The sequence below is a fragment of the Bacillus silvicola genome, assembly GCF_050524305.1.
In the GTDB taxonomy this organism is placed as follows: Bacteria; Bacillota; Bacilli; order Bacillales; family Bacillaceae_G; genus Bacillus_A; species Bacillus_A cereus_AT.
This window is the reverse complement of sequence record NZ_JBNGVC010000013.1, coordinates 852,569-878,593: the sequence shown is the minus strand read 5'-3', so window position 1 is coordinate 878,593 and position 26,025 is coordinate 852,569. Positions and strand designations below refer to the sequence as shown.

Below are 26,025 nucleotides of genomic sequence, written 5' to 3'. Positions count from 1 at the left end.
GAATGAGGATATGTCAAAAGAGATAGCAAAAGAACGTATAGAAGAACTGCGTGATTTGTTAAACACATTTAACTATCAATATCACGTATTAGACAATCCTTCTGTTTCTGATGCGGAATATGACCGTAATATGCAGGAGCTTATGAAATTAGAAACAGAGAACCCTGAATTTGTAACGGAAGACTCCCCCTCTATTCGGGTTGGGGGAGCTGTACTTGATATATTTGAAAAGGTAACGCATAAATCACCAATGTTAAGTTTAGGAAACGCGTTTAATGAAGGAGATTTGCGTGATTTTGATCGAAGAGTACATCAAGGAATTGATGATGCGAATGTAAGATATATATGCGAATTAAAAATTGACGGACTTGCTGTTTCACTTCATTATGAAAAAGGACGCTTTATTCAAGGAGCAACACGTGGTGATGGTATAACGGGTGAAGATATTACCCAAAACCTAAAAACGATTAAAGCTATCCCGCTACGTTTAAATGAAGAAGTAACGTTAGAAGCACGAGGCGAGGCTTATATGCCGAAGCGTTCATTCGTTAAGTTGAATGAAGAGAAAGAACAAAATGGTGAAGATGTATTTGCGAATCCACGTAATGCGGCAGCGGGATCGATACGTCAGCTTGATCCGAAAATTGCAGCGAAGCGTAATTTATCTATGTTTGTGTATGGTCTTGCTAATGTAGAAGAAAAAACAATTCCATCCCATAGTGAATCACTGGATTTCTTAGGTGAGCTTGGATTTAAGACGAATCCAAATCGTCGTACATGTGAAACAATCGAAGATGTAATAGCCTATGTAGAAGAATGGCAAGAAAAACGCCCGCATCTTGATTATGAGATTGATGGAATCGTTATAAAAGTAGACGATGTTGCTCTTCAAGAAAGCTTAGGAACTACAGCGAAGAGTCCAAGATGGGCGATTGCTTATAAATTCCCGGCTGAAGAAGTTGTTACGAGATTAACAGGGATTGAATTAAGTGTCGGCCGCACAGGAGTTGTAACACCAACTGCAGAGCTAGAGCCAGTGCGAGTAGCTGGAACTATCGTTCGTCGTGCTTCTTTACATAACGAAGATTTAATTCGTGAAAAAGATATTCGAATCGGTGACTACGTTGTTGTGAAAAAAGCTGGAGATATCATTCCTGAAGTTGTGAACGTTATTTTTGATAAGCGTAATGGTGAGGAAGAAGAATATCATATGCCAACGCATTGTCCAGCGTGTGAGAGTGAACTTGTTCGTTTAGAAGAAGAAGTAGCACTTCGATGTATAAATCCGACTTGTCCAGCTCAAATTCGTGAAGGATTAATCCATTTCGTTTCAAGAAATGCAATGAATATTGACGGACTTGGAGAACGTGTAATTACACAACTCTTTGATGCGGATTATATTCGTACGTTTGCAGATTTATATGCATTGACGAAAGAACAATTATTACAGTTAGAGCGTTTTGGTGAAAAATCAGCAACAAATTTAGTACAAGCAATTGATAATTCGAAGGAAAACTCATTAGAGCGATTATTATTTGGTCTTGGAATTCGCCACGTTGGAGCGAAAGCAGCACGCACATTTGCGGAGCATTTCGAAACGATGGATGAGCTTGTGAAAGCGACGGAAGAAGAACTAAAAACAATTAATGAGATTGGTGAAAAAATGGCTCAATCCGTTGTAACATATTTTGATAATGAAGACGTATTAGAGCTATTACAACAGTTTAAAGAGTATGGCGTGAACATGACATACAAAGGTATAAAAAGTGCAGATTTACAAAATGTTGAATCTTACTTTGCAGGAAAAACGGTTGTCTTAACAGGTAAGCTAGAAGTTATGGGGCGAAGTGAAGCGAAGAAAAAGATTGAAGCACTTGGTGGAAAAGTAACAGGAAGTGTTAGTAAAAGTACGGATTTAGTTGTTGCTGGTGAAGCTGCTGGTTCGAAATTAGCGCAAGCAGAGAAGCACAATGTTGAAGTTTGGAATGAAGAGAGGTTCTTACAAGAGCTGAATAAGTAAGAGGTGCAAACTTACGATGAAAAAAATAGCGTTAGCGGTATTAAGTCTTAGCCTACTTGTAAGTGGGTGTAGCATGGGTTCTAACAAAGATGAAAAAACAGTTGAGAAATCAGGGAAAGCGAAAGAGCAAGCGGTTATCTCAAAATATTCCATTTCGGATGAATATTATAAGACAACATTTCCATTTGATCCAGGTCGTGCACGTGGTTTAGTTGGACAAAGTTTGAACAATCGTCTAGATATAGATGAATTTGAAACGGGACTAATGCGCATTGCGAAAGAATCATTTAGCACGAAAGATTATTTCTTTAAAGGTGGAGACGTTTTAGACACACAAATGATTCAAATGCTTGTGAAAAGAAAGCGTACAGATGCTGAACAAAAAGAGCTAGAGGATAAGTTGAAAAAAGATGCGGTCAAATTTCCAAATATAGGGTTGAATCCTGCCTTAGGTGAAGGATCAGAATCGTTAGAAGTAAAAAATACAAAAAATCCAATGTATATCTCAAATATTTTAGAACATGACTATTACTTACAAAATGGTGATAAAGGTACTGAGCCTGATGGTGTTGTAGTTGGATTAGCGATGAATTCGGTTCATTATTACGAGGAAGAGCATGGTTATCCGCGTGAGGCTAAAATCGAGCAAGAAAAAATGTTAGCTGAAGGGAAAAAAATGGCACAAGAAATCTTGAAAGTCATGCAGCAAAAAAAGCCTGGAATAAAAGATGTTCCGGTTACATTTGCAATTTATCGTCAAGGTCCAAAGTCTTCGCTTGTACCAGGGAATTTTGTTTCTTATGCTAAGGTAGAAAAAGGCAGTGAAACGGTTGAGGATTGGAAGCCGATCAATGAGAAATACTATTTGTTCCCGTCTGAACAAGCGAAATCGGATAATAAACGTGAAGATCTTGCAAGTGTGTCAAACTTTAAATCAAAATTAAGTGAGTATTTCCAAGGCGATTATACAGCTATTATTGGTACTGGAATGTATAGAGATGATGAATTAAAAGAAATGAAGCTCGATATTCCTGTCCAATTCAATGGGAAAGCTGAAGTCATTGGTTTTACACAATATGTAGCTGGACTTGTTATGCAATACTTCCCGAATTATATGAAAGTACAAGTAACAATTAAATCAGTGGAACGCCCAGAAGCAATTATTATACGTGAAGCGAAGCAAGATGAACCACTTGTGAAAATTTTAGATTAAAGATGAAAGCTGTTTCTATAAAGGAACAGCTTTTTTTCTCGAAAAATTTTGTTATAATTTTAAATGTTACAAATAAAGGGGTAAGGGGTAAAATCATGGAAGAACTAAGCTTTCAAGTCATTATTTTATTAATTGCATTCGGGTTTTTAGCTGCTTTTATTGATTCGGTTGTTGGAGGAGGAGGGTTAATTTCGCTTCCTGCACTTATGTTTGTTGGTTTATCACCAGCTTCGGCAATCGCAACAAATAAATTAGCTGCAACGATGGGGACGCTTACGAGTACAATTTATTTTATTCGATCAGGTAAGGTTGATTTTCGAATTGTAGGAAAGTTAATCCCATTAACTATTGTTGGAGCAGTCGCAGGTGCCTTAGTAGTAAAGTTTATTCCGCCTGATATTTTGCGTCCACTAGTACTTGTGATGTTGGTTTTTATTTCCATTTATATTATTGCGAAAAAAGATTGGGGAAGTGCATCTACCTATAAAAAGATGACAAAAGGGAAAACATTAATGTTTTTCTTTGTTATTTTAATGATAGGGTTTTACGACGGATTTTTTGGACCGGGGACAGGATCCTTTTTAATTTTTGCATTTTTATTAATTGGTTTGGATTTTATTCAAGCGGCAGCATCTGGAAAACTATTGAATTTCGTTAGTAATATCGTATCTTTAATTACTTTTTTATTTTTAGATGTGATTCATTTTGAATACGGTATTATTATGGGGTTATCAATGATTTTAGGTGCTTATTTTGGATCGAAGTTTGCGGTTCAAAAAGGTGTTGGATATGTAAGGACTTTATTTTTATTAGTTACTATTTTGTTAATAGGGAAAAATGTTTTGGAATATACTCATATTTTGTAGATTCATACGTATGTATGAATCTCTTTTTTTTATTATATTTTAAAAATTAATTAATTTTTAAAATATAAGTCTAGGAATATTTGAATAAATCTAAATTATCGTGTAGAATAATGTTGTAAAATGTAAACGTTTTTCTAAGGGGAGGCTAAAAAAATGGTAGTAGCATACAAACATGAGCCATTTACAGATTTTTCAGTAGAGGCTAACAAATTAGCGTTTGAAGAAGGTTTAAAGAAAGTAGAATCTTATCTTGGACAAGACTATCCATTAATTATCGGGGGAGAAAAGATCACTACAGAAGACAAAATTGTTTCTGTAAACCCTGCAAATAAAGAGGAACTTGTTGGTCGCGTTTCAAAAGCAAGCCGTGAATTAGCTGAAAAAGCAATGCAAGTAGCGGATGCAACATTCCAAACTTGGAGAAAGTCAAAACCAGAAATGCGTGCAGACATTTTATTCCGTGCTGCAGCAATCGTTCGTCGTAGAAAACATGAGTTCTCTGCTATTCTTGTAAAAGAAGCAGGTAAACCATGGAATGAGGCAGATGCTGATACAGCAGAAGCAATCGACTTTATGGAATATTATGCTCGTCAAATGTTGAAATTAAAAGATGGTATTCCAGTAGAAAGCCGTCCAATTGAATATAATCGTTTCTCTTACATTCCATTAGGAGTAGGTGTTATCATTTCTCCTTGGAACTTCCCATTCGCAATTATGGCAGGTATGACAACAGCTGCTTTAGTTTCTGGTAACACAGTATTACTAAAACCAGCTAGTACAACTCCTGTAGTAGCAGCGAAATTTATGGAAGTATTAGAAGAAGCTGGCTTACCAGCTGGCGTAGTTAACTTCGTTCCAGGTAACGGTTCTGAAGTTGGTGATTACTTAGTAGATCACCCTCGTACACGCTTCGTTAGCTTCACTGGATCACGCGATGTAGGTATTCGTATTTATGAGCGTGCAGCAAAAGTAAATCCAGGACAAATTTGGTTAAAACGTGTTATCGCTGAAATGGGCGGTAAAGATACAATCGTTGTTGATAAAGAAGCAGATCTTGAATTAGCTGCTAAATCTATCGTTGCATCAGCATTCGGATTCTCAGGACAAAAATGTTCTGCATGTTCTCGTGCAGTAATCCACGAAGATGTATACGATCATGTATTAAATCGTGCAGTTGAATTAACAAAAGAATTAACAGTTGCTAACCCAGCTGTATTAGGTACAAACATGGGTCCTGTTAATGACCAAGCTGCATTCGATAAAGTAATGAGCTATGTTGCAATTGGTAAAGAAGAAGGTAGAATCCTAGCTGGTGGCGAAGGAGACGATTCTAAAGGCTGGTTCATCCAACCAACAATCGTTGCTGACGTTGCAGAAGATGCTCGCTTAATGAAAGAAGAAATCTTCGGACCAGTAGTAGCATTCTGTAAAGCAAAAGACTTTGATCATGCACTTGCAATTGCAAACAATACAGAATACGGTTTAACAGGAGCAGTTGTTACTAACAACCGTGACCATATTGAAAAAGCACGTGAAGATTTCCACGTTGGTAACTTATACTTCAACCGTGGATGTACTGGTGCAATCGTAGGTTATCAACCATTCGGTGGCTTTAATATGTCTGGTACAGACTCTAAAGCTGGTGGCCCTGATTACTTAGCGCTTCACATGCAAGCAAAAACTACTTCTGAAACTTTATAAGAAATAGTAGGAAAGATCTTCACAGACTGTGAAGATCTTTTCTTTTTGAGAAATTCTCTATAATAGAAGCTAGTTAATTTCAATTAAGAAAAGGTTACCGGATATTACCATTTGTTCTTTGGAATTAGTTAAACCCTATTAATAGTGGGATAAACATGTAAATAGAAATAAAATAGCGAGAAAAATTGACTTATTAGTCATATTTTTTAGTATTCATTTTGAGAATTTCCTGTATAATACAATTTGAAAGAAAATCTATGGTTAGACAAGAGAACACTCCTTTCGGTTTTGCTCACTGAAAGGAGTGTTTTTTTTTAGGTCGCTAAAAACTCTGCTGTACTCCTTACATTTGCGTATACTCCATTTAAACTAGCCAAAATTGTATTATGAATATAAACAGCTGGTATAGTAGCATTCTTAAATGAAAGATCTTTTGTAGCACAAGCATCGTGTATTAGGGTACAGTGAAGGCCAAAATCAAAAGCAGCCCTTACCGTAGCATCAATACACATATGGGTCATCATCCCGCATATTACGACGTGCTCAATTCCTGAACGTTGTAATCGTTCTAGAAGATCGGTTTCTCGGAAGCTATTTGGATAATGTTTAAGGATAACGGTTTCCTCTCTAAGTGGACGGACATTTTCGTGAATATGGACACCTTCTGTATTGGGTAGGAAAAAAGTAGCGTTATCTTTTATAGCTACATGCTGGATATGAAAAATAGGTTCGTTTCTTATTCTAAAATGTTGCAGTAGCTGTTCAGCATATTCACTTGCTTCTACTGGATTACGTAATTCCATCTTTCCATTTGGAAAATAATCATTTTGAATATCGACGAGCAAAAGGGCTGTTTTCATATATTCATCTTCCTCCGAGTTTCATATTCAAATAATGTTATTCAATTCATAGAGAGGATTCTCCTTTTAAAAAGTATGAGGGAGGAGAATTTAACATAACATTGTATTGTGATTTTTATTTAAAAATTTTAATAGAGAAATAATTAATGTTTTTCTGAAAAATGTATTGACTCTTATTATTCTGAGTTCTATAATGGGAATTAATTAAATGACAATTAAATCGATACACTCTTATCCAGAGAGGTGGAGGGACTGGCCCTACGATACCTCAGCAACGGGTTTTTAAATACCGTGCTAATTCCAGCAAGCTTAAAATAAGCTTGGAAGATGAGAAGATGTGAACGAGTACATATAAGTGCTCTCCTTCTTATCTTTTATAGGTGATAAGAAGGAGAGCACTTTTTATTTTACCTCGAAATCTCTACTTCAAGTTTTACAGCATATAGGAGGGAAGAAAATGATTTCTTTTAACAATGTAAGTAAAGTCTATGAATCAGGTGGGCAATCTGTTCATGCAGTGGAGGATGTAACGCTATCAGTTGAAAAGGGCGAAATTTTTGGCATTATCGGATTTAGTGGTGCTGGAAAGAGTACGTTATTACGTCTAGTAAACATGCTAGAGAGACCAACTGCGGGAACGATTTCAATAGATGATAAAGATATTACATCATTATCGACGAAAGAATTACGGAAATTAAGACAAAGAATCGGAATGATTTTTCAAAGCTTTAATTTATTTAATTCAAGAACAGTGTTTGGAAATATTGCGTATCCATTAAAGTTAGCGAAATTGCCAAAGAATGAAATAAAAGAAAGAGTAACTGAATTACTAAAATTTGTTGGTCTAGAAGATAAAGCAAACTATTATCCAGAGCAGTTATCAGGTGGACAAAAGCAGCGCGTTGGGATTGCAAGAGCACTGGCGACATCCCCGGATATTCTCATATGTGATGAGGCAACATCAGCTTTAGATCCAGAAACAACGACAGAAATTCTGAACTTATTAAAGAAAGTAAATAGGGAATATAATGTAACAATCCTACTCATTACACATGAAATGCACGTAGTGAAAGAAATTTGTCACCGTGTAGCTGTAATGGAGAAGGGAAAGGTTATTGAAGAAGGGAAACTGTTTGACGTTTTCACACAACCAAAAACAAAGACAACTCAAAACTTTGTACGTTCTGTTATTAATGATCATTTACCGGAAAGTGTTCTAGGGAAAATTCAAAATGGTGGACAGATTTATCGCTTAACATTTACTGGTGAAGAGACAGGGCAGCCAGTACTATCATATATCGCAAAAAACTATAACGTCGATGTAAACGTACTGTACGGAAATATTATTGAACTTCAAAATGTGCTATTTGGAAATCTACTTGTAGAATTGCAAGGTGAGCAGACAGAAATTCAAAAAGCATTACAGCATCTAAGACTGCAAGTGCAGCTGAAGGAGGTAGAAGCTCATGCGAGTTGATTGGAGTATATTTTGGCCCCGCATATTAGATGCGACGGGGGATACCCTCTTAATGGTAATTGTAACCCTTATATTTGCTATAATTCTTGGTATAACTCTAGGTTTACTATTGTATGTAACGAGAAAAGGAAACTTTTTAGAAAATAAATGGGTCTTTTCTATTCTTAATATCATTATTAATACAATTCGTCCGGTTCCATTCATCATCTTCTTAGTAGCTTTAAGCCCACTAACAAGAAGTGTTATCGGAACGACGATTGGAACAGCAGCAGCAATCTTTCCAATGACGTTAGTTGCATCAATCGGTATTGCTAGAATGGTTGAAACAAATCTTGTTTCTGTTCCGAAAGGGATAATTGAAGCAGCGCAAGCAATGGGAGCTTCCCCAATTAGAATTGTTTTTGAAATTCTTGTGCCAGAAGCGTTAGCGCCATTAATCTTAGGTGTTACGTTTATGACAGTTGGTTTAATTGAATTTTCTGCAGTTGCTGGGCTTGTCGGTGGTGGCGGTCTTGGTGACTTAGCAATGACATATGGTTATCAACGTTTTGATACGTCAGTTATGTTCGTAACGGTTGTTTTACTTATTATTCTCGTACAAATAGCTCAAAATTTAGGAAACTACTTTGCAAAAGTCTTTTTACGTAGATCATAAAAAGGAAGAGGGGAAAAGAAAATGAAGAAAATTTTAGCATTTGCATTATCAGCGATCGTAGGAATTACAGCTTTAAGCGGCTGCTCAGGTGGAGATACAGGTGCAGGAGCGAAAGAGAAAGTAGTTCGCGTCGGTGTAACTGGAACAGATGGAGACGCTTGGGAAATTTTGAAGAAAAAAGCTGAAAAAGAAGGGATTAAAATTAAACTAGTTGAGTTCTCTGATTACACAACGCCAAATAAAGCGTTAGCTGATGGAGATATTGAACTAAACTCATTCCAGCATATCGCTTTCTTAGAGCAATTTAAAAAGGAGCATAAGTTAGATATTACAGCTGTTGGTACAACGCAAATTGCACCGATGGGCTTATACTCTGAAAAATATAAGAAAGCAAATGAAATCCCAGATGGTTCAGAAATTGCTATTCCAAATGATCCAACGAACCAGGCGCGTGCATTAAAACTTCTTGATGCAGCCGGATTATTAAAGCTTAAGAAAGATTTCGGCCTATTTGGGGATCCAAGTGGTATCGCTGAAAATCCGAAGAAGTTAAAAATTACACCGGTTATCGCACAGCAAACACCTCGTGTATTAAAAGATGTAGCAGCTTCAGTTATTAATAACGGTGTTGCTGGTCAAGCTGGATTAGATCCAGCGAAGGATCCTATTTTCTTAGAAGATCCAAAGAATGAAAATGCGAAACCTTATATTAATATTTTCGCAGCTCGTACGAAAGACAAAGATGATCCAACGCTGAAAAAAGTAATTGAATTGTATCATTCAAAAGAAGTAACAGATGCAATTAAGAAAGAAACGAATGATGGTTCAATTTCAGTAGATCTTTCACTTGAGGAGCTTGAAAAAATCGTAAAATAATTATTGGGTTTAACGACTAACAGTAGGAACCCCTCCGCTGTTAGCTCGTTCAACATAGAATCTACTTAACAAACAAAACCCTAATTCTGTGCCTTCCAATTTTGTATAACGTAGAATCCAATGTTTGTTAAGTAGAGTGATGGACCAGGAGTTTTCCTGGTCTTTTTTTATTAATGAAAATAGCTAGCAAATAGTAAGGTAATCCAAATTATAACGGGATAAGAAAATAAGCTGAAAAGGAGTGTAATTACGAATTGCTTTTTATGAATGAAGTGTTTTTCGGATAACAAGAAGAAAATAGAAAAGATGACAATGAAAACTGCTGATATTGCGCCAGGATTATAGGAACGATAAATGAAAAACAAAATAAGATGTTGAACAGAGTTGAAGAAGATAGCTCCTTGAATAAAAATAATCCAGTAAATAGAAGATATGATGTTTAACTGATATAGAATAATTATGAGTAAGACAAAGATTGTTAATATAGTAATTGCAATGAAAAATTGTGTGTTAGTTATAAAGTGAATCGAAAATTGATTAGCAAGGTATTGTGGCATTTGAAAGGCCTCTTCAAGGTTGTGAATGAAAAATAAAAAGGGGATTAGCCAAATTGTATTAGCGGTGAAATGTCTTGTTGAAGATGTTTTTATCAATTTACATCAGCTCCAATAAAGATATAGAAAGCCTATAAAAAAACAGGCCTTCTATACGGATATGGTTATTCAATTATGATACTTTTTAAATGCTCCTCGGGATGTGGTTGTGCTTCTGTATAAGAAGATAGCTCTTCCTGTAAAATGTTTAGTGCTTGCTTAGCTGATTGCTGAATCGGATTCGGTAGCTCTTCTAATATACGCATACCAACTTTTATTTTTGTACGAATTACCTTTCTTAGTAGTTCATCATGCATGTACTACACCTCCAAACCGAATGTTTAGTACATCATCTTCAAACTTAGCTCCTTGAATAGAAAGGTGCGTTAATGTTTTTGGTAATGTGATATTTCGCTTCGCAGAACCAGCTCGAATAATAAGTTCATCACCTTTTTGATTTAATGAAAGTTCACTTTTGTTTGAGAAGGGAATGGACAGAACGAAAATATACTCATCGCCATCTTTTTTTACATATTGTGTGCGACCGTTAAATTTCACTTCCGTAGGAGAAGAGTCAGATTTAAATAAAGCGTCTCCTACACGTTCTAACATAGACAAGCCAACAACTTCTTGTTCAAACATCGGAGCTTCGTAAATAGGAAGTGGCTGAAAACTATCTTGAATTAATGTTTTATATTTCTTTTGCGTATCTTTCCATGCCTGAAAATAAGGATCGGTGACAGTGTTAGGGATGACGCGGTTAATCATAATGGCATCTACGTTATAATCGTATAAGTTTAAATAAGTAAAGCTGCGCTGAGCTTCTTTAATGACCATTTTTTCAGGATTTACAACGATGCGGATACTTGTTATTTCTCGGTTTGATAAAATATCTCTCATTTCTCCAAGCTGTTCAAGTGTATTTGTTAATTCGTCCATAATATCATCGGTTGGAAGGGGGACACCAAGAAGTGGTTGAGCTACAGGACGAACGACTTTTAAAACTTTTCTTTTAATAGGAAATAATTTTTCCATCCACCAGCCGAGCATGTCTGGAAAGCTGAGCATTGCTAATGTTTCTCCAGTTGGTGCACAATCAATGATGATAACATCATATGTGTTTTGTTTATAATAATCGAGTACGCGAAGTAAGCTAATTAAATCTTCCATACCAGGAAACATTGTTAATTCTTCTGTTGTAATATCATCGGCTGCTTTGGAAGTGAAGAGTAGTGTAATATATTTCTGCAATTTCCCCCAGCCTTTTTCCATTTCATAAATCGTATTAATTTCTTGTGCCCATAAATTTTCTCGAATTTCTAATGGTTCAGAAGATAGCTTTATGCCAAATGAATCTCCTAAACTATGAGCAGGATCTGTACTCATTACTAATGTTTTTAATCCTTTTTTTGCGCTTTGGAGTGCTGTTGCTGCTGAAATGCTAGTTTTTCCTACGCCGCCTTTACCCGTATACAAAATAATTCTCATCATTCTATCCCCTTTGTTTCGAGTTTCGAATATTACGAGTACCGAAGTATTTAATTGAATAAAAACCCAGCTAGGGTTTTATTCAATCGGAATGTTTTTCATTTTAGGTGTAGAAACCTTTTCTTCTGTTTTTTGCTGTGACGTAGCGATGTGATTCATGATCTTTTGGAATATTTGTAGTAAGAAAGCTGTTTCTTCTTCTGACAAAGCTTCTGTCACTAGGTTAAAGTAATGGGCCGCATTTTGTTTCACTTCTTGAACGAGCATTACGCCGTTTTCTGTTAAACGAATTAATACAATACGTCGATCGTTTTCATCACGGTATCGTTCAATATACCCCTTTTTTACAAGACGATTTACAACGCCTGTCGTTGTACTCATCGGTATATCAAGAAGTTCAGCGATTTTTGTCATTGTAATATCTGTATTTCGCTCCATCCAAAGTAAACAAAATACTTCTGTTTTAGAAAGTGTTAAATCTAGGCTTACCCATTCTTCAGGATAGAAAAGTTTCTTGGCATTATCTAGCAGTAAGTCTAAAAAATGTTCATATTGCAACAATTATTTCCACTCCCGTATATTTCGAGGTTCGTAATATTTATTTTTATTTTATGTAGAATTGAAATAAATGTCAATCATTTTAATTGTTTTTTCAGATTAGACAGAAAACTACCTTTAAAATAATATTTTTTTATGATAGATTTATAAATAGCAAAATAGAATTTACATAAAAATCCATCGTGATAAATATATTTGTCTATAATGGGTGTACAGCCAACGAGGGGGAGAACGATGAGAAGACGAAATACGCAAGCGTTCACGTTTTTAGCATGGACTTCATTTGTTTGCGCGCTTTCAGGTATGCTAATTGGGATTTATACGTTAGATGAAACGCTTAGTGTAAAAGGATACTATTTAATTGGAACATTATTTTTAACAATGTCTTGTTTTGTATTACAAAAAACAATTCGTGATAATGAAGAGGATAACGAGAGATTTCCGAAAAATAAACCGTTAGATAAAGAGTAAATCGTAAAGAAAGGCATTTGCCTTTCTTTTTTTATGTAAAAATACCGTAAGTACCGTGTGTTGACTTGCTTGAAGTACTGAAAATTTGGTATCATCAATAGTATTGTAGATTGAACGATATATTATGGAGGTGGCCTAGCCGTGTCAAGAATTTCCGTTGAGAATGTAAAGCACGTAGCACATTTAGCACGTCTTGCAATTACTAATCAAGAAGCAGAAAAATTTCAAAAACAACTAGATGCAATTGTTACATTTGCAGAACAGTTAAATGAATTAGATACAACTGATGTAAAACCAACAACTCACGTATTAACTATGAAAAATGTTATGCGTGAAGATGTACCAGAAAAAGGTTTACCAGTAGAAGAAGTATTAAAAAATGCACCGGATCACAAAGATAATCAAATCCGTGTTCCAGCAGTATTAGAATAGAGGAGGGAATTTCGATGTCATTATTTGATCATTCGGTATCAGAGTTACATAAGAAGTTAAACAACAAAGAAATTTCCGTTACGGATTTAGTAGAAGAATCTTACAAACGTATTGCGGATGTTGAAGATAACGTAAAAGCTTTTCTTACATTAGATGAAGAAAATGCACGCGCGAAAGCGAAAGAATTAGATGCAAAGATTGGTGCTGAAGATAATGGTTTATTATTCGGTATGCCAATCGGTGTAAAAGATAACATTGTAACTAACGGTCTTCGTACAACTTGTGCGAGCAAAATGTTAGCAAACTTCGATCCAATTTACGATGCGACAGTTGTACAAAAGCTAAAAGCTGCTGACACAGTTACAATCGGTAAATTAAATATGGACGAGTTCGCAATGGGTTCTTCAAATGAAAACTCAGGTTTCTATGCTACGAAAAACCCCTGGAACTTAGATTATGTTCCAGGCGGATCTAGTGGTGGTTCTGCGGCAGCTGTAGCAGCAGGAGAAGTATTATTCTCTCTAGGTTCTGATACGGGTGGCTCTATCCGCCAACCAGCTGCATATTGCGGTGTTGTAGGTTTAAAACCTACTTACGGACGCGTATCTCGTTACGGATTAGTAGCATTCGCATCTTCACTTGACCAAATTGGACCGATTACACGTACAGTAGAAGACAATGCATACTTATTACAAGCTATTTCAGGTATTGACCGTATGGATGCAACTTCTGCAAATGTTGAAGTTGGAAACTATTTAGCTGGCTTAACAGGCGACGTTAAAGGTTTACGCATTGCTGTACCAAAAGAATACTTAGGCGAAGGTGTTGGCGAGGAAGCTCGTGAGTCAGTATTAGCTGCTTTAAAAGTATTAGAAGGTATGGGCGCAACTTGGGAAGAAGTATCTCTTCCGCACTCTAAATACGCTCTAGCAACGTATTACTTACTATCTTCTTCTGAAGCATCTGCTAACCTTTCACGCTTTGATGGCGTGCGTTACGGTGTTCGTTCTGATAATGTAAATAATTTATTAGATCTTTACAAAAACACACGTAGCGAAGGTTTCGGTGATGAAGTAAAACGTCGTATTATGCTTGGTACATTTGCTCTTAGCTCTGGTTACTATGATGCATATTACAAAAAAGCACAACAAGTACGTACATTAATTAAGAACGACTTTGAAAATGTATTTGCTAACTATGATGTTATTATTGGGCCAACAACGCCAACTCCGGCATTTAAAGTGGGCGAAAAAGTGGACAATCCAATGACAATGTATGCAAATGACATTTTAACAATCCCAGTAAACTTAGCGGGTGTTCCAGCGATTTCTGTTCCATGTGGATTCGGTGCTAACAACATGCCACTTGGTTTACAAATCATTGGTAAACACTTCGATGAAGCGACAATTTACCGCGTTGCACATGCGTTTGAGCAAGCAACAGACTATCATACAAAAAAAGCAAGTCTGTAAGGAGGCGAGCATAGATGAATTTAGAAACAATTATTGGTTTAGAGGTTCACGTTGAGTTAAAAACAAATTCGAAAATTTTCTCTGCGAGTCCAACAGAATTCGGAGCAGAGCCAAATACACAAACAAGTGTAATTGACTTAGGATACCCAGGGGTACTTCCTACTTTAAATAAAGAAGCAGTTAACTTTGCAATGAAGGCTGCAATGGCATTAAACTGTGAAATCGCAACGGAAACGAAGTTCGACCGTAAAAACTATTTCTACCCAGATAATCCGAAAGCTTACCAAATTTCTCAATTCGATAAGCCAATTGGTGAAAATGGTTGGATTGAAATTGAAGTAGACGGTAAAAAGAAACGTATCGGTATTACACGTCTTCATTTAGAAGAGGATGCTGGTAAATCAACGCATACAGCTGATGGTTCATTAGTAGACTACAACCGTCAAGGTATGCCTTTAATCGAGATCGTATCTGAGCCAGATATGCGTACGCCAGAAGAAGCATATGCATACTTAGAGAAGTTAAAATCAATCATTCAATACACTGGCGTATCTGATTGTAAGATGGAAGAAGGTTCTCTACGTTGTGATGCGAACATTTCCCTTCGTCCAGTTGGACAAGAGAAGTTCGGTACAAAAGCGGAACTGAAAAACTTAAACTCATTCACTTACGTACAAAAAGGTCTTGAGCACGAGCAAGTGCGCCAAGAGAAAGAATTGTTATCTGGTGGTATCATCCAACAAGAAACACGTCGTTATGATGAAGCAACGAAGAAAACAATCTTAATGCGTGTGAAAGAGGGGTCTGACGATTACCGTTACTTCCCAGAGCCAGACTTAGTTGAACTTTACATCGATGATGAGTGGAAAGAAGAAATCCGTGCTTCGATCCCAGAACTTCCAGATGCACGTAAAGCTCGCTACGTTGCAGAAATTGGCTTACCAGCTTATGATGCACACGTATTAACATTAACGAAAGAGATGTCTGATTTCTTTGAAGCAGCAATTGAAGATGGAGCAGATGCGAAACTAACATCAAACTGGTTAATGGGTGAAGTGCTTGCATACTTAAACAAACAACAAAAAGAATTAAAAGACGTTGCATTAACGCCTGCTGGTTTATCTAAAATGGTTCAATTAATTGAAAAAGGTACAATTTCTTCTAAAATCGCGAAGAAAGTATTTAACGAATTAATTGAAAAAGGTGGAGACCCAGAAGAAATCGTTAAAGCGAAAGGTCTTGTTCAAATTTCTGACGAAGGTACACTTCGTAAGGTTGTAACAGAAATTCTTGATAATAATGAGCAATCTATCGAAGACTTTAAAAACGGTAAAGACCGTGCAATTGGCTTCTTAGTTGGTCAAATTATGAAAGCGACAAAAGGACAAGCCAATCCACCGCTTGTTAACAAAATCTTACTTGAAGAGATTAATAAGCGATAAAAATAAAAGAGGAATTCTTATTTTTGAGCGCTAAAATAGTATAGATTCTTAAAGATTAAACAGAAAAAACACCCGTATTTGGGTGTTTTTTCTGAGTTAATCAAACGTGAAAAAATGTTTGTATAGCAACTATGGTATGATAGTTGCAAAAAGGTGGGAATAATGATAAATCTAGACATAGAGGTTTTTTTCATCTCATGAAATAATAGATAATTATTATTCGTTATATGTAAATTGATGTGAGGAAATAGATGGACATAAATTTTTTTGTAAAACAAAACCATTGAAATGAATATTTACTTTTGATGGGCTACACGAATCGGGTTCTTACTGCCTGTTTGAGCGGGATAAAAGAAGGATAGGAAGATGAGAGGAGGTAGGCATGGGAATACTGAATAGAAGTTCGGTATGTTCTTTTTCGATACATAAAGAAATTTCCTGTGCTAATAAATGATGAAGCGAGCAAGGATTATTTATAACCCTACTTCTGGACGTGAGCTATTTAAGAAGAGCTTACCAGAAGTATTACAAAAATTAGAACAAGCTGGATATGAAGCATCTTGTCATGCGACAACTGGTCCTGGAGATGCGACTGTGGCAGCGAGGCAAGCTGCGGATCGTAAGTTTGATGTTGTTATCGCAGCTGGTGGTGACGGTACGTTAAATGAAGTGGTGAACGGTTTAGTAGGACATGAACATCGTCCAAAGTTTGGAATTATTCCAGTTGGAACGACAAATGATTTTGCGCGTGCGATTGGTGTACCTCGTGCTATTGAAGAGGCTGCGGATATTATTTGTGAAGGGAAAACAGTTCCGTTAGATCTTGGTAGAGCGAATGATACATATTTCATTAATATTGCTGGTGGCGGCCGTATTACAGAATTAACATATGAAGTGCCAAGTAAGCTGAAAACGGTATTAGGTCAACTTGCTTACTATTTAAAAGGAATCGAAATGTTACCATCATTACATCCAACATATGTTGAAATCGAGTATGATGGGAAGTTACTACAAGAAGAAATTACGATGTTTTTAATTACAAATACTCGTTCAGTTGGTGGATTTGAAAAGGTAGCACCATATGCGTCTATTAACGATGGGTTATTTGATTTATTAGTGCTGAAAAAAGGTTCTATCGCTGATTTAATTAAAGCAGCAACACAAGCGCAGCGAGGGGAACATATTAACAATCCAAAAGTGCTATATACACAAGCGAATCGAATTAAAGTGCATTCACCAGATAAACTAATGATTAATTTAGATGGTGAATATGGTGGAGATGCGCCGATGGAATTCGAAAATATATATCATTGTCTAGAACTATTTGTTCCTGAACATCAAGAAGATGCCCTGTAAAGGCATCTTTTTTTGTTTTTACCTCACTATTTGCGAGTAATAAGACGCCCCGGCTGATTAAAGTTTAGATGAATTGTAAATTGGAAGTTAGTTTGATTTTTATGGTATTTTTACAATCCGTTTATTTTATATCCATATTTTATTGATACACTGGAGGAGATAAGAAACGAGAGGTAGGGTGCTATGGAAAAGGTAAAAGCAATACTATTTGATAAAGATGGGACATTAATGGATTTTCATTCAATTTGGATAAAAGTAGCTGAAGAACTTGTGGCGGAATGTATAAATTTATATCAACTTCCAAAGTCAATGCAGCAGGATTTATTAAAAGAGATCGGTGTGGAGGGGGTATTTGTGAACCCTTGTAGCGCAATAGCGGCAGGAACAAGCCTCGATGTTGCAAAGGGGCTTTGTAAGTATATTACGTCATCTAAGGAAGAAGAGATGCATGAGTGGGTAAGTGAAAAGTTATTTTCTCTTATGTACGAGCATCGTTCCTATATGAGAATGACGGCGGATTTACCGAGAATTTTACAAGGCTTAAAGGATAGAGGATTTATTTTAGGTGTTGTTACAGCTGATGATTTCGCACCGACAGAATTATTTTTAAAACAGTATCAATTAGAGTCTTATTTTGATTATGTTGTAGCTTCAGATACGTTTCCGGCACAAAAACCTGATAAAAGAATTGTAGAATCATTTTGTGAGAGATTTAATTTAGAAACATGTGAAGTAGCGGTCGTCGGGGATACACCGACGGATTTACATTTAGCGAAAAACGGTGGTGACTGCTATGCAATTGGCGTACTATCTGGTACGGGTGATCGTCAAACGTTAGAACCACTTGCAGATTTAGTGTTACAATCTGTTGAAGATTTAATTTCTCATTCAGGTGAGTTTATTTGGAAACAAGGAAAGTCTAATGTATAAACAAATAAGTCTATAAAGACTCTTTATGAGTCTTTATAGACTTATTTTTTATGCCGAGATATTAAGAGAATGGGATGAATACTAGAAAGGGGAAGTTGGCATACATCTTGCAATATAAAGAGAAAACATTGTATAGAAAAGGATGGGGTACACAATGATCACAAAAAAATTTGCTAAAGTAAATGAACAAATTCCAGGACCGAAAGCAGCGTCTTTATTAGAACGCCGCCAAAATATAGTACCAAAAGGAGTAAGTAATGGTATTCCAACATTCGTACAGTCTGCAGATGGAGCTCTTGTAACAGATGTTGATGGTAATCAGTACATTGATTTTGCAGGAGCAATAGGGACAATTAACGTAGGACATTGTCATCCAGCTGTTAAAGAAGCACTTCATAAACAAGTAGATCAATATATTCATACGGGATTTAATGTCATGATGTATGAGCCATATATTGAATTAGCGGAAAAGCTTGCTGCATTAGCGCCAGGAAGTTTTGATAAACAAGTCCTGTTTTTAAACAGTGGTGCAGAAGCAGTTGAGAATGCGGTGAAAATCGCTCGTAAATATACGAAGAGACCTGGGATTATCGCATTTTCTAAAGGGTTTCATGGGCGTACATTAATGACAATGACGATGACAAGTAAAGTAAAACCATATAAATTTGGATTTGGCCCATTTGCTCCAGAAGTATATAAAGCGCCATTCCCATATGAATACCGTCGTCCAGAAGGATTAACAGAAGAGCAGTATGATGATTTTATCATTGAAGAGTTTAAGAACTTCTTCATATCAGAAGTAGCACCAGAAACAATTGCAGCCGTTGTAATGGAACCTGTTCAAGGGGAAGGTGGATTTATCGTTCCAAGTAAGAAATTTGTTCAAGAAGTACGCAGCATTTGTTCAGAGCACGGTATTTTATTTGTAGCGGATGAAATTCAAACAGGCTTTAGTCGTACCGGAAAATACTTTGCAATTGATCATTATGATGTCGTTCCAGATTTAATTACGGTATCTAAATCATTAGGTGCTGGTGTACCGATTAGTGGTGTTATTGGGCGTAAAGAAATTATGAATGAGTCTGCACCGGGAGAACTGGGCGGAACGTATGCAGGAAGTCCACTAGGATGTGCGGCTGCATTAGCTGTGCTTGATATAATTGAAAAAGAGAAATTAAATGATAGAGCGATAGAATTAGGAAAAGTCGTAATGAACCGATTTGAAGAGATGAAAAATAAATATAATTGCATTGGTGATGTGCGCGGCTTAGGGGCAATGTGTGCATTTGAGCTCGTTCAAGATCGTAAGACTAAAGCGCCTGACAAAACATTGGCAGCTAATTTATGTGCGGAAGCAAATAAACGCGGATTACTTCTACTATCAGCAGGAACATATGGAAATGTTATTCGCGTGTTAATGCCATTAGTTATTACAGATGAGCAGCTAGAGGAAGGTTTAACAATAATTGAAGAATCATTGCAAGCTTGTTATGAGCAAGCGAACATCGCTCGTGTTTAAAAACTGAATTATAAATCGCAAACATTCTAGCTTACTCTATATAAAATGCAGAAAATTCGCTTTATAATAAAGGTAGTAAAGTGAATCGATGGATATGAAGTAGGGAGTGGCTAGGATGGTTGCAGAAAAGGAACGAGTGTTGATGGATTTACAAGATGTATTTGAATATGCATTTGACGAAATTTTTGTTACAGATGATAAAGGAATCGTTGTGCGTGTAAATAGTACGTGTGAAAGACATTACCAACTCTCTGCTAAGGAATTAGTAGGAAAGCATGTACAAGAACTACAGAAAGAAGGAATTTTTTATCCGTCTGCAACATTAGAAGTAATTGAAAAGAAAAGGCCAGTTGAACTTGTTCAAACAACAAAATCAGGAGAATATTTACACGTTCGCACGCGTCCAGTATTTGATGAACAAGGTAATTTAAGACGAGTTATTAGTTATTCCCGAGATCTTACAGAACTCTACCAATTACGTAAGAAGGTAGAGGAGATGGATAATCAGTTAAAGACATATAAGAAAGAATTAAGAGAAACATATGAGCATGAAGGGCTTATTTTTAAAAGCATTGCTATGCAAAAAATAGTTGAAACAATCAAAAAAGTTTCTGTGGTGGATAGCACTGTTCTCATATTAGGTGAGACAGGAGTAGGGAAAAGCCGACTAGTACGCCATTTACATGAAGTAAGTCACCGGAAAAATGAAAGTTTTTATGAGATTAATTGTGCGGCATTGCCGACGAATTTAATTGAATCTGAGCTTTTTGGATATTCAGGTGGGTCTTTTACAGGGGCAAATCGTGAAGGGAAGAAGGGACTGTTAGAATCAGCGCATAAAGGAACTCTTTTCTTAGATGAAATCGGTGAAATGCCGCTTGAAATTCAGGCGAAACTTTTGCAAGTATTACAGGAGAAAACATTTCGGCCGGTAGGAGGAAGAGACTTAAAAAAAGTAGACGTTCGTATAGTCGCCGCTACGAATAGAGATTTAAGTAAAATGGTAAAAGAGGGGACATTTAGGAAAGATTTGTATTACCGCCTAAATGTAATCCCAATTTCAATTCCTCCGCTTCGTGAAAGAACAGAAGATATATTACCGTTAGTCTATCATTATTTACAGCATTTCAATAAAAAGTATGGACGTGATGTGAAGCTAGCTCCTAGTACGTTACAAATGTTTGTAGGGTATTCATGGGAGGGAAATAATAGAGAGATAGAAAACGTAATCGAGAGGATTGTTATAACTGCTGACGATGTTGTCACGATAGAAGATTTACCAATATCGATGCAGGAGTCTACAGTTGAGCAATCGGGTCAAAGTCTCTATAAAATGTTAGAAGAAGTGGAACGAAACATTATCTTAAAAACATACAAAACACATGGATCCAGCTATAAAGTCGCAGAATTCTTGAAAATAAGCCAATCTGCTGCTACTAGGAAAATTAAGAAGTTTATAGAGGAGGATTATATAGTTGGAGGAGAAGAAGGAACTTAAAAAAGTGTTATCACGTTTTGATGTTCTTTTCCTTGCGATAGGCGCCATGCTTGGATGGGGTTGGGTTGTACTCTCAGGGGATTGGGTTACATCGGCTGGTTCTATAGGGGCAGTTATTGCTTTCATTATAGGAGGATTACTTGTTATTTTTGTGGGACTAACATATGCTGAACTTGCTTCTGCCATGCCGGAAACAGGTGGTGGTTTATTATATGTAAAAAAAGCATTTGGGAAAAAATCAGCATTTATCGCATCGTGGGCAATGGTACTTGGATATGTATCAGTTGTTACTTTTGAAGCTGTTGCTTTACCAACAGTGGTAGATTATATATTGCCAAATTATCAAAGTATTTATTTATGGACGATAGGAGGCTGGGATGTATACTTGACGTGGGCGATGATTGGAATGGGTGGGGCATTACTTATTACAATCATTAACTACTTTGGTGTCAAAACAGCCGCTGTATTTCAAAGTATATTTACAATATTTATTGTAGCGACGGGGATTATGCTCGTTTTTGGATCTAGTTTTAACGGAGATACAAAAAATTTAGAGCCATTTTTTATAAATGGTGCAGGCGGAGTAATGGCTGTCCTTATAATGGTTCCATTTCTGTTTGTCGGATTTGATGTAATCCCGCAAGTAGCGGAAGAAGTGAATCTTCCATTTAAAGAAATCGGAAAACTTTTAATATTCTCTGTTGTTTGTGCGGTCGTATTCTATCTACTTATTACAGTTGGAGTTTCGATGGCATTAGATCAAAACGCACTCTTGAATACGAAATTGGCAACTGCTGATGCGATGGGAGTAGTTTTTGGATCGAAAATATTTGCGAATATTTTAATCTTTGGCGGGCTAGCTGGAATTGTTACAAGTTGGAATGCTTTTATCATTGGAGGTAGTCGTGTGTTATATGCGATGGCTAAAAATGAAATGATTCCAGCTTGGTTTGGAAAAGTGCATCCGAAATATAAAACACCTACTAATGCGATTATGTTCCTAGGGATGCTATCATTTTTTGCTCCGTTACTTGGAAGACCAGCACTTGTATGGATTGTAAATGCAGGTGGACTTGGGATTGTTGTTTCATATTTATTAGTTAGTTTATCATTTTTAAAGTTACGCAAAACAGAACCTAATATGGCTAGACCGTTTCGCGTGAAGAATGGAAAAGTAGTCGGGAGTATAGCAGTAATATTAAGTATTGGTTTTATTTTATTGTATATGCCAGGTATGCCTGCTGCATTAATTTGGCCGTACGAATGGCTAATGGTGTTAGGGTGGACGATTTTAGGTGGTTATTTCTTTATGAGAATGCTGTTTGATAAGTATAAGAACAATTCTAATGAGAATGAAGATATAGAGGAGGAAGAAAACATTGGATAAAAAAGCGACGTTCGTAAACTTAGAGAAAAAGGCGATGTATATAAATGGTGAGTGGATTACACTGCAAGAACAAATCGAAGTGAATAATCCAGCAACAAAGGAAGTATTTGCAACTGTACCAAAGGGCGGGATTATAGAGGCAAAGCAGGCAGTTGATGCTGCACATGAAGCTTTTAAACCATGGTCAAAATTAACTGCAGCAGATCGTGCAGTAAAGTTAAAAAAATGGTTCACACTCATTGATGAAAATAAAGAAGAAATTGCAGCAATCATGACGAGAGAACAAGGAAAGCCGTTCGCAGAAGCACTTGGTGAAGTAAATTATGCAAATAGTTTTGTTGAATGGTACGCAGAAGAAGGAAAGAGAATATACGGTGAAATGATTCCTGCTTCTCATCCGAATAAACGTATTTTAGTTATGAAGCAACCAGTTGGGGTTATGGCAGCTATTACACCATGGAACTTCCCAGCTGCTATGATTACGAGAAAGGTAGCTCCAGCGCTTGCAGCGGGCTGTACAGCGGTTGTGAAACCAGCGAGTCAAACACCATTAACGGCATTGAAGTTAGTTGAATTAGCACATGAAGCAGACATTCCAAAAGGTGTAATAAATATTGTAACAGGTAGTGCAAAAGCAATTGCTGATACGTGGATGGAAGATGAGCGTGTCCGAAAGGTTTCCTTTACAGGATCAACTGAAATTGGGAAAGAATTAATGGCTAGCGCTGCACAAACGATGAAAAAGGTTTCACTTGAGTTAGGTGGTCATGCTCCATTTATTGTTATGAATGATGCTGATTTAGATAAGGCGGTAGAAGCGGTAATCGGTTCGAAATTCCGTAACGCAGGGCAAACGTGTATATGTACAAACCGCGTCTTCGTTCAAGAAGAAGTGTACGAAGAATTTGCAGGAAAGTTCACAAAAGCTGTAGAGCAGCTTAAAGTTGGAGACGGATTCGGCGAAGGAACAACTGTAGGGCCACTTATTGATGCGAATGCAATTTCGAAAGTACAAGAACATATTGAAGATGCAATTCAAAAGGGTGGAGAAGTTTTATACGGTGGCCATAAATTTACAGAGTTAGATGGATATTTCATTCAGCCGACAGTAATTGGATTGGCAAATGACACGATGCTTTGTATGAATGAAGAAACATTTGGACCGGTTGCACCAGTTGCGAAATTTAAAACGGTTGAAGAAGTAATCGAACGTGCAAATAATACACCATATGGCTTGGCTGCTTATATTTTCACAAAAGATATTAGTCAGGCATTCCAAATTAGCGAAGCATTAGAGTACGGAATTATCGGCTTAAATGATGGACTTCCATCAGTTGCACAAGCACCATTTGGTGGCTTTAAAGAAAGTGGTATCGGCCGTGAAGGAGGCCATTTCGGTATCGAGGAATATTTAGAAATTAAATATATTTCGTTAGGGCTATAAGTAGTATACTAGAATCTCTATAAGGTAACAGAGAAGGAGATTCTAGTATGGTATATTGGCTATTATTACTCGTAACAATTATTTTTGAAGTAGCTGGAACGATTGCGATGAAATTATCGAACGGTTTAACAAAGCCCGTTCCAAGTGTACTTATTTTTGTATTCTATGGAATTTGTTTCAGCGTGTTTGCTATCGTTGTTAAAAAGATTCATTTAAGCATTGCCTATGCAATTTGGTCTGGTGTGGGAACACTACTTATTACGATTATTAGTGTGTATTTCTTTAAAGAGCATATTAACTTATTCCAAGCGTGTTGTATTCTTTTTATTGTTTTAGGAGTAATTGGACTTAAAGTTTCATCAGCATCATGAAAGCTATCTTTTGTAGAAGATAGCTTTTTTCTTTGTCACAATTTATATCAGCGATTTTTGAAATATATTGATGTGCCGGAAAAAACGACATAATAAAAGGAGGCTGCCCATTGGGGGAGCCTCCTTTTATATTAAAACGCCCAGTTACCTTTACGGAAAATCGGCTCATGTCTTCCATCGGCTGTAATACCATCGATATCAAGCTCAGCTGATCCGATCATGAAGTCATTGTGTGTAATACTAGCGTTCGCACCATTTTCAGCAAGTTCGTCTTTAGACATTGTTTTTCCACCAACTAAGTTAAATGCATAAGCATTTCCGATTGCAAGGTGGCAAGATGCGTTTTCATCAAATAGCGTATTGTAGAATAAAATATTTGTGTTCGAAATTGGTGAATCATGAGGCACTAAAGCAACCTCGCCTAAGAAGTGAGAGCCTTCATCTGTTTCTACTAAATGTTTTAAAGCTTCTTCTCCATCTTCTGCTTTGTAGTCTACGATACGTCCGTTTTCAAATGTTAACGTGAAGTTATCGATAATGTTGCCTGCAAATGCTAACGGTTTTGTGCTAGACACTTGGCCGTTTACACCTGTTTTAAGTGGCATTGTAAATACTTCTTCAGTTGGAATGTTAGCCATAAATGGTACGTTCTTTTCATTTAGGCTACCAGCACCAGCCCATATATGCTTTTCTGGAAGTTCGATCGTTAAATCTGTTCCAGGCCCTGTATAGTGAAGAGCTTTATAATGCTTTTCGTTTAAGTAATCAACTTTTGTATGTAGCGTTTCGTCATGTTCTTTCCATGCTTCCACAGGATTTTCTAAATCAGCACGAGTAGCTTTGAAGATAGCATCCCATAGTTTTGCTTCCTGCTCTTCTGGTGCTACGTCAGGGAATACTTTTGCAGCCCATTCTTTTGTTGGAACAGAAATTACACACCAGCTTACTTTATCTGCTTGTACATAATCACGGTATACTTTCATTGCTTCTCCGGCTACTTTATGAGCAGTTGCGATACGCGTTGATTCTACGCCTTTTAATAAATCAGGGTTTTCTGCATAAATAGACATAAATGCAGCGCCTTCTTTTGCTAATTCTTCACGAGCATGTGCTTTCCAAGATGGGAACTCAGCGAAAGCTTCTTCAGGAGCTAGATCGAACTTTAAGCGTGTTAACGTCTCATCATTCCAATCAACATATACGTGTTTTGCACCAGATTTATATGCTTTTTCTGTAACGAGGCGTACAAATTGTACAGCTTCAAGAGGTGCACTAATTGATAAAGTTTGTCCAGGTTGAATATTAACACCAACATTGACTGCAAGGGCAGCATACTTCTCTAACGTTTGTTCAAATGACATATGTATAATCTCCTTTAGTTTGAAAGATTTCTTAC

Annotated in this window: 24 protein-coding genes and 1 riboswitch; of the genes, 18 read left to right on the top strand and 6 right to left on the bottom strand. The window is 36.7% G+C overall.

Annotated features, from left to right (window positions below):
* The first annotated feature begins 10 nt into the window (after window positions 1–10).
* The 4 genes from ligA (at window position 11) to pruA (ending at window position 5,800) form a co-directional block, all read left to right on the top strand.
* Window positions 11–2,020 carry an NAD-dependent DNA ligase LigA gene (ligA, locus tag ACP6L7_RS26630; RefSeq protein WP_097829003.1) on the top strand — a complete coding sequence of 670 codons (2,010 nt, stop codon included), beginning with the start codon at window positions 11–13 and terminating at the stop codon, window positions 2,018–2,020.
* Between the two features lie 16 nt (window positions 2,021–2,036).
* Window positions 2,037–3,233, top strand: coding sequence for a CamS family sex pheromone protein (locus ACP6L7_RS26625; protein ID WP_097829002.1), 1,197 nt, complete (start codon window positions 2,037–2,039; stop codon window positions 3,231–3,233).
* Between the two features lie 95 nt (window positions 3,234–3,328).
* Window positions 3,329–4,099 (top strand): TSUP family transporter, encoded by a 771-nt coding sequence (locus ACP6L7_RS26620; RefSeq protein ID WP_097829001.1) that lies wholly within the window; start codon window positions 3,329–3,331, stop codon window positions 4,097–4,099.
* Window positions 4,100–4,252: 153 nt separating this feature from the next.
* A complete protein-coding gene (pruA, locus tag ACP6L7_RS26615; protein ID WP_071747202.1) occupies window positions 4,253–5,800 on the top strand; it encodes an L-glutamate gamma-semialdehyde dehydrogenase in 1,548 nt (515 codons plus the stop codon).
* A 314-nt stretch (window positions 5,801–6,114) separates the two neighbouring features.
* Here the strand turns inward: pruA and ACP6L7_RS26610 are convergent, their stop codons facing one another.
* Window positions 6,115–6,660, bottom strand: coding sequence for a cysteine hydrolase family protein (locus ACP6L7_RS26610; RefSeq protein WP_097829021.1), 546 nt, complete (start codon window positions 6,658–6,660; stop codon window positions 6,115–6,117).
* Window positions 6,661–6,888: 228 nt separating this feature from the next.
* A riboswitch (SAM riboswitch) is annotated at window positions 6,889–6,994 on the top strand.
* Window positions 6,995–7,117: 123 nt separating this feature from the next.
* On the opposite strand from ACP6L7_RS26610, the gene ACP6L7_RS26605 reads away from it, so the two are divergent.
* From ACP6L7_RS26605 to ACP6L7_RS26595, 3 genes are read left to right on the top strand one after another with little or no spacing between them, the layout of a single operon-like run.
* Window positions 7,118–8,137, top strand: coding sequence for a methionine ABC transporter ATP-binding protein (locus tag ACP6L7_RS26605; protein ID WP_097829000.1), 1,020 nt, complete (start codon window positions 7,118–7,120; stop codon window positions 8,135–8,137).
* On the top strand, window positions 8,127–8,792 hold the full coding sequence (locus tag ACP6L7_RS26600) for a methionine ABC transporter permease (RefSeq protein ID WP_097828999.1): 666 nt from the start codon (window positions 8,127–8,129) through the stop codon (window positions 8,790–8,792). The genes ACP6L7_RS26605 and ACP6L7_RS26600 overlap by 11 nt, the downstream gene beginning before the upstream one ends.
* A gap of 21 nt (window positions 8,793–8,813) precedes the next feature.
* Window positions 8,814–9,668, top strand: coding sequence for a MetQ/NlpA family ABC transporter substrate-binding protein (locus ACP6L7_RS26595; RefSeq protein WP_000721589.1), 855 nt, complete (start codon window positions 8,814–8,816; stop codon window positions 9,666–9,668).
* Between the two features lie 170 nt (window positions 9,669–9,838).
* On the opposite strand, the gene ACP6L7_RS26590 is transcribed toward ACP6L7_RS26595, so the two are convergent.
* From ACP6L7_RS26590 to ACP6L7_RS26575, 4 genes are all read right to left on the bottom strand, one after another.
* The gene (locus ACP6L7_RS26590) at window positions 9,839–10,321 is read right to left on the bottom strand and encodes an HXXEE domain-containing protein (RefSeq protein WP_141533372.1); all 483 of its coding nucleotides are present in this window, start codon (window positions 10,319–10,321) and stop codon (window positions 9,839–9,841) included.
* A gap of 65 nt (window positions 10,322–10,386) precedes the next feature.
* Complete coding sequence (locus ACP6L7_RS26585; RefSeq protein WP_097828998.1) at window positions 10,387–10,578, bottom strand: DUF3926 domain-containing protein; 192 nt, start codon at window positions 10,576–10,578, stop codon at window positions 10,387–10,389.
* A complete protein-coding gene (locus ACP6L7_RS26580) occupies window positions 10,571–11,752 on the bottom strand; it encodes an ArsA family ATPase (protein ID WP_097828997.1) in 1,182 nt (393 codons plus the stop codon). The genes ACP6L7_RS26585 and ACP6L7_RS26580 overlap by 8 nt, the downstream gene beginning before the upstream one ends.
* A 75-nt stretch (window positions 11,753–11,827) precedes the next feature.
* Window positions 11,828–12,310, bottom strand: coding sequence for a MarR family winged helix-turn-helix transcriptional regulator (locus ACP6L7_RS26575; protein ID WP_097828996.1), 483 nt, complete (start codon window positions 12,308–12,310; stop codon window positions 11,828–11,830).
* A gap of 231 nt (window positions 12,311–12,541) precedes the next feature.
* Between ACP6L7_RS26575 and ACP6L7_RS26570 the strand changes: the two genes are divergently transcribed.
* The 11 genes from ACP6L7_RS26570 to ACP6L7_RS26520 all read left to right on the top strand — a co-directional run bounded on the left by ACP6L7_RS26570 (window position 12,542) and on the right by ACP6L7_RS26520 (window position 24,629).
* The gene (locus tag ACP6L7_RS26570; RefSeq protein WP_001254393.1) at window positions 12,542–12,778 is read left to right on the top strand and encodes a YiaA/YiaB family inner membrane protein; all 237 of its coding nucleotides are present in this window, start codon (window positions 12,542–12,544) and stop codon (window positions 12,776–12,778) included.
* Between the two features lie 141 nt (window positions 12,779–12,919).
* Window positions 12,920–13,210 carry an Asp-tRNA(Asn)/Glu-tRNA(Gln) amidotransferase subunit GatC gene (gene gatC, locus ACP6L7_RS26565; protein ID WP_097828995.1) on the top strand — a complete coding sequence of 97 codons (291 nt, stop codon included), beginning with the start codon at window positions 12,920–12,922 and terminating at the stop codon, window positions 13,208–13,210.
* Window positions 13,211–13,224: 14 nt separating this feature from the next.
* Window positions 13,225–14,682 (top strand): Asp-tRNA(Asn)/Glu-tRNA(Gln) amidotransferase subunit GatA, encoded by a 1,458-nt coding sequence (gene gatA / locus ACP6L7_RS26560; RefSeq protein WP_097828994.1) that lies wholly within the window; start codon window positions 13,225–13,227, stop codon window positions 14,680–14,682.
* Between the two features lie 14 nt (window positions 14,683–14,696).
* Window positions 14,697–16,124, top strand: a complete 1,428-nt coding sequence (gene gatB / locus ACP6L7_RS26555) for an Asp-tRNA(Asn)/Glu-tRNA(Gln) amidotransferase subunit GatB (protein ID WP_001047688.1) — start codon at window positions 14,697–14,699, stop codon at window positions 16,122–16,124.
* 450 nt (window positions 16,125–16,574) lie between these two features.
* A complete protein-coding gene (locus tag ACP6L7_RS26550; protein WP_000977668.1) occupies window positions 16,575–17,480 on the top strand; it encodes a diacylglycerol kinase in 906 nt (301 codons plus the stop codon).
* 183 nt (window positions 17,481–17,663) lie between these two features.
* Window positions 17,664–18,410 (top strand): HAD family hydrolase, encoded by a 747-nt coding sequence (locus ACP6L7_RS26545; protein WP_097828993.1) that lies wholly within the window; start codon window positions 17,664–17,666, stop codon window positions 18,408–18,410.
* A 154-nt stretch (window positions 18,411–18,564) separates the two neighbouring features.
* On the top strand, window positions 18,565–19,929 hold the full coding sequence (gene gabT / locus ACP6L7_RS26540) for a 4-aminobutyrate--2-oxoglutarate transaminase (RefSeq protein WP_097828992.1): 1,365 nt from the start codon (window positions 18,565–18,567) through the stop codon (window positions 19,927–19,929).
* A 115-nt stretch (window positions 19,930–20,044) separates the two neighbouring features.
* Window positions 20,045–21,427 carry a sigma-54 interaction domain-containing protein gene (locus ACP6L7_RS26535; RefSeq protein ID WP_097828991.1) on the top strand — a complete coding sequence of 461 codons (1,383 nt, stop codon included), beginning with the start codon at window positions 20,045–20,047 and terminating at the stop codon, window positions 21,425–21,427.
* Complete coding sequence (locus ACP6L7_RS26530) at window positions 21,405–22,814, top strand: APC family permease (protein WP_097828990.1); 1,410 nt, start codon at window positions 21,405–21,407, stop codon at window positions 22,812–22,814. Before ACP6L7_RS26535 ends, ACP6L7_RS26530 begins: the two co-directional genes overlap by 23 nt.
* The gene (gene gabD, locus ACP6L7_RS26525) at window positions 22,807–24,258 is read left to right on the top strand and encodes an NADP-dependent succinate-semialdehyde dehydrogenase (protein ID WP_430529537.1); all 1,452 of its coding nucleotides are present in this window, start codon (window positions 22,807–22,809) and stop codon (window positions 24,256–24,258) included. Before ACP6L7_RS26530 ends, gabD begins: the two co-directional genes overlap by 8 nt.
* Before the next feature lie 47 nt (window positions 24,259–24,305).
* Entirely contained in the window at window positions 24,306–24,629 is a 324-nt protein-coding gene (locus ACP6L7_RS26520) for a DMT family transporter (RefSeq protein WP_097828988.1), read from the top strand.
* Between the two features lie 131 nt (window positions 24,630–24,760).
* Here the strand turns inward: ACP6L7_RS26520 and ACP6L7_RS26515 are convergent, their stop codons facing one another.
* Window positions 24,761–25,990, bottom strand: a complete 1,230-nt coding sequence (locus ACP6L7_RS26515; RefSeq protein WP_097828987.1) for an aminopeptidase — start codon at window positions 25,988–25,990, stop codon at window positions 24,761–24,763.
* Window positions 25,991–26,025 lie beyond the last annotated feature (35 nt).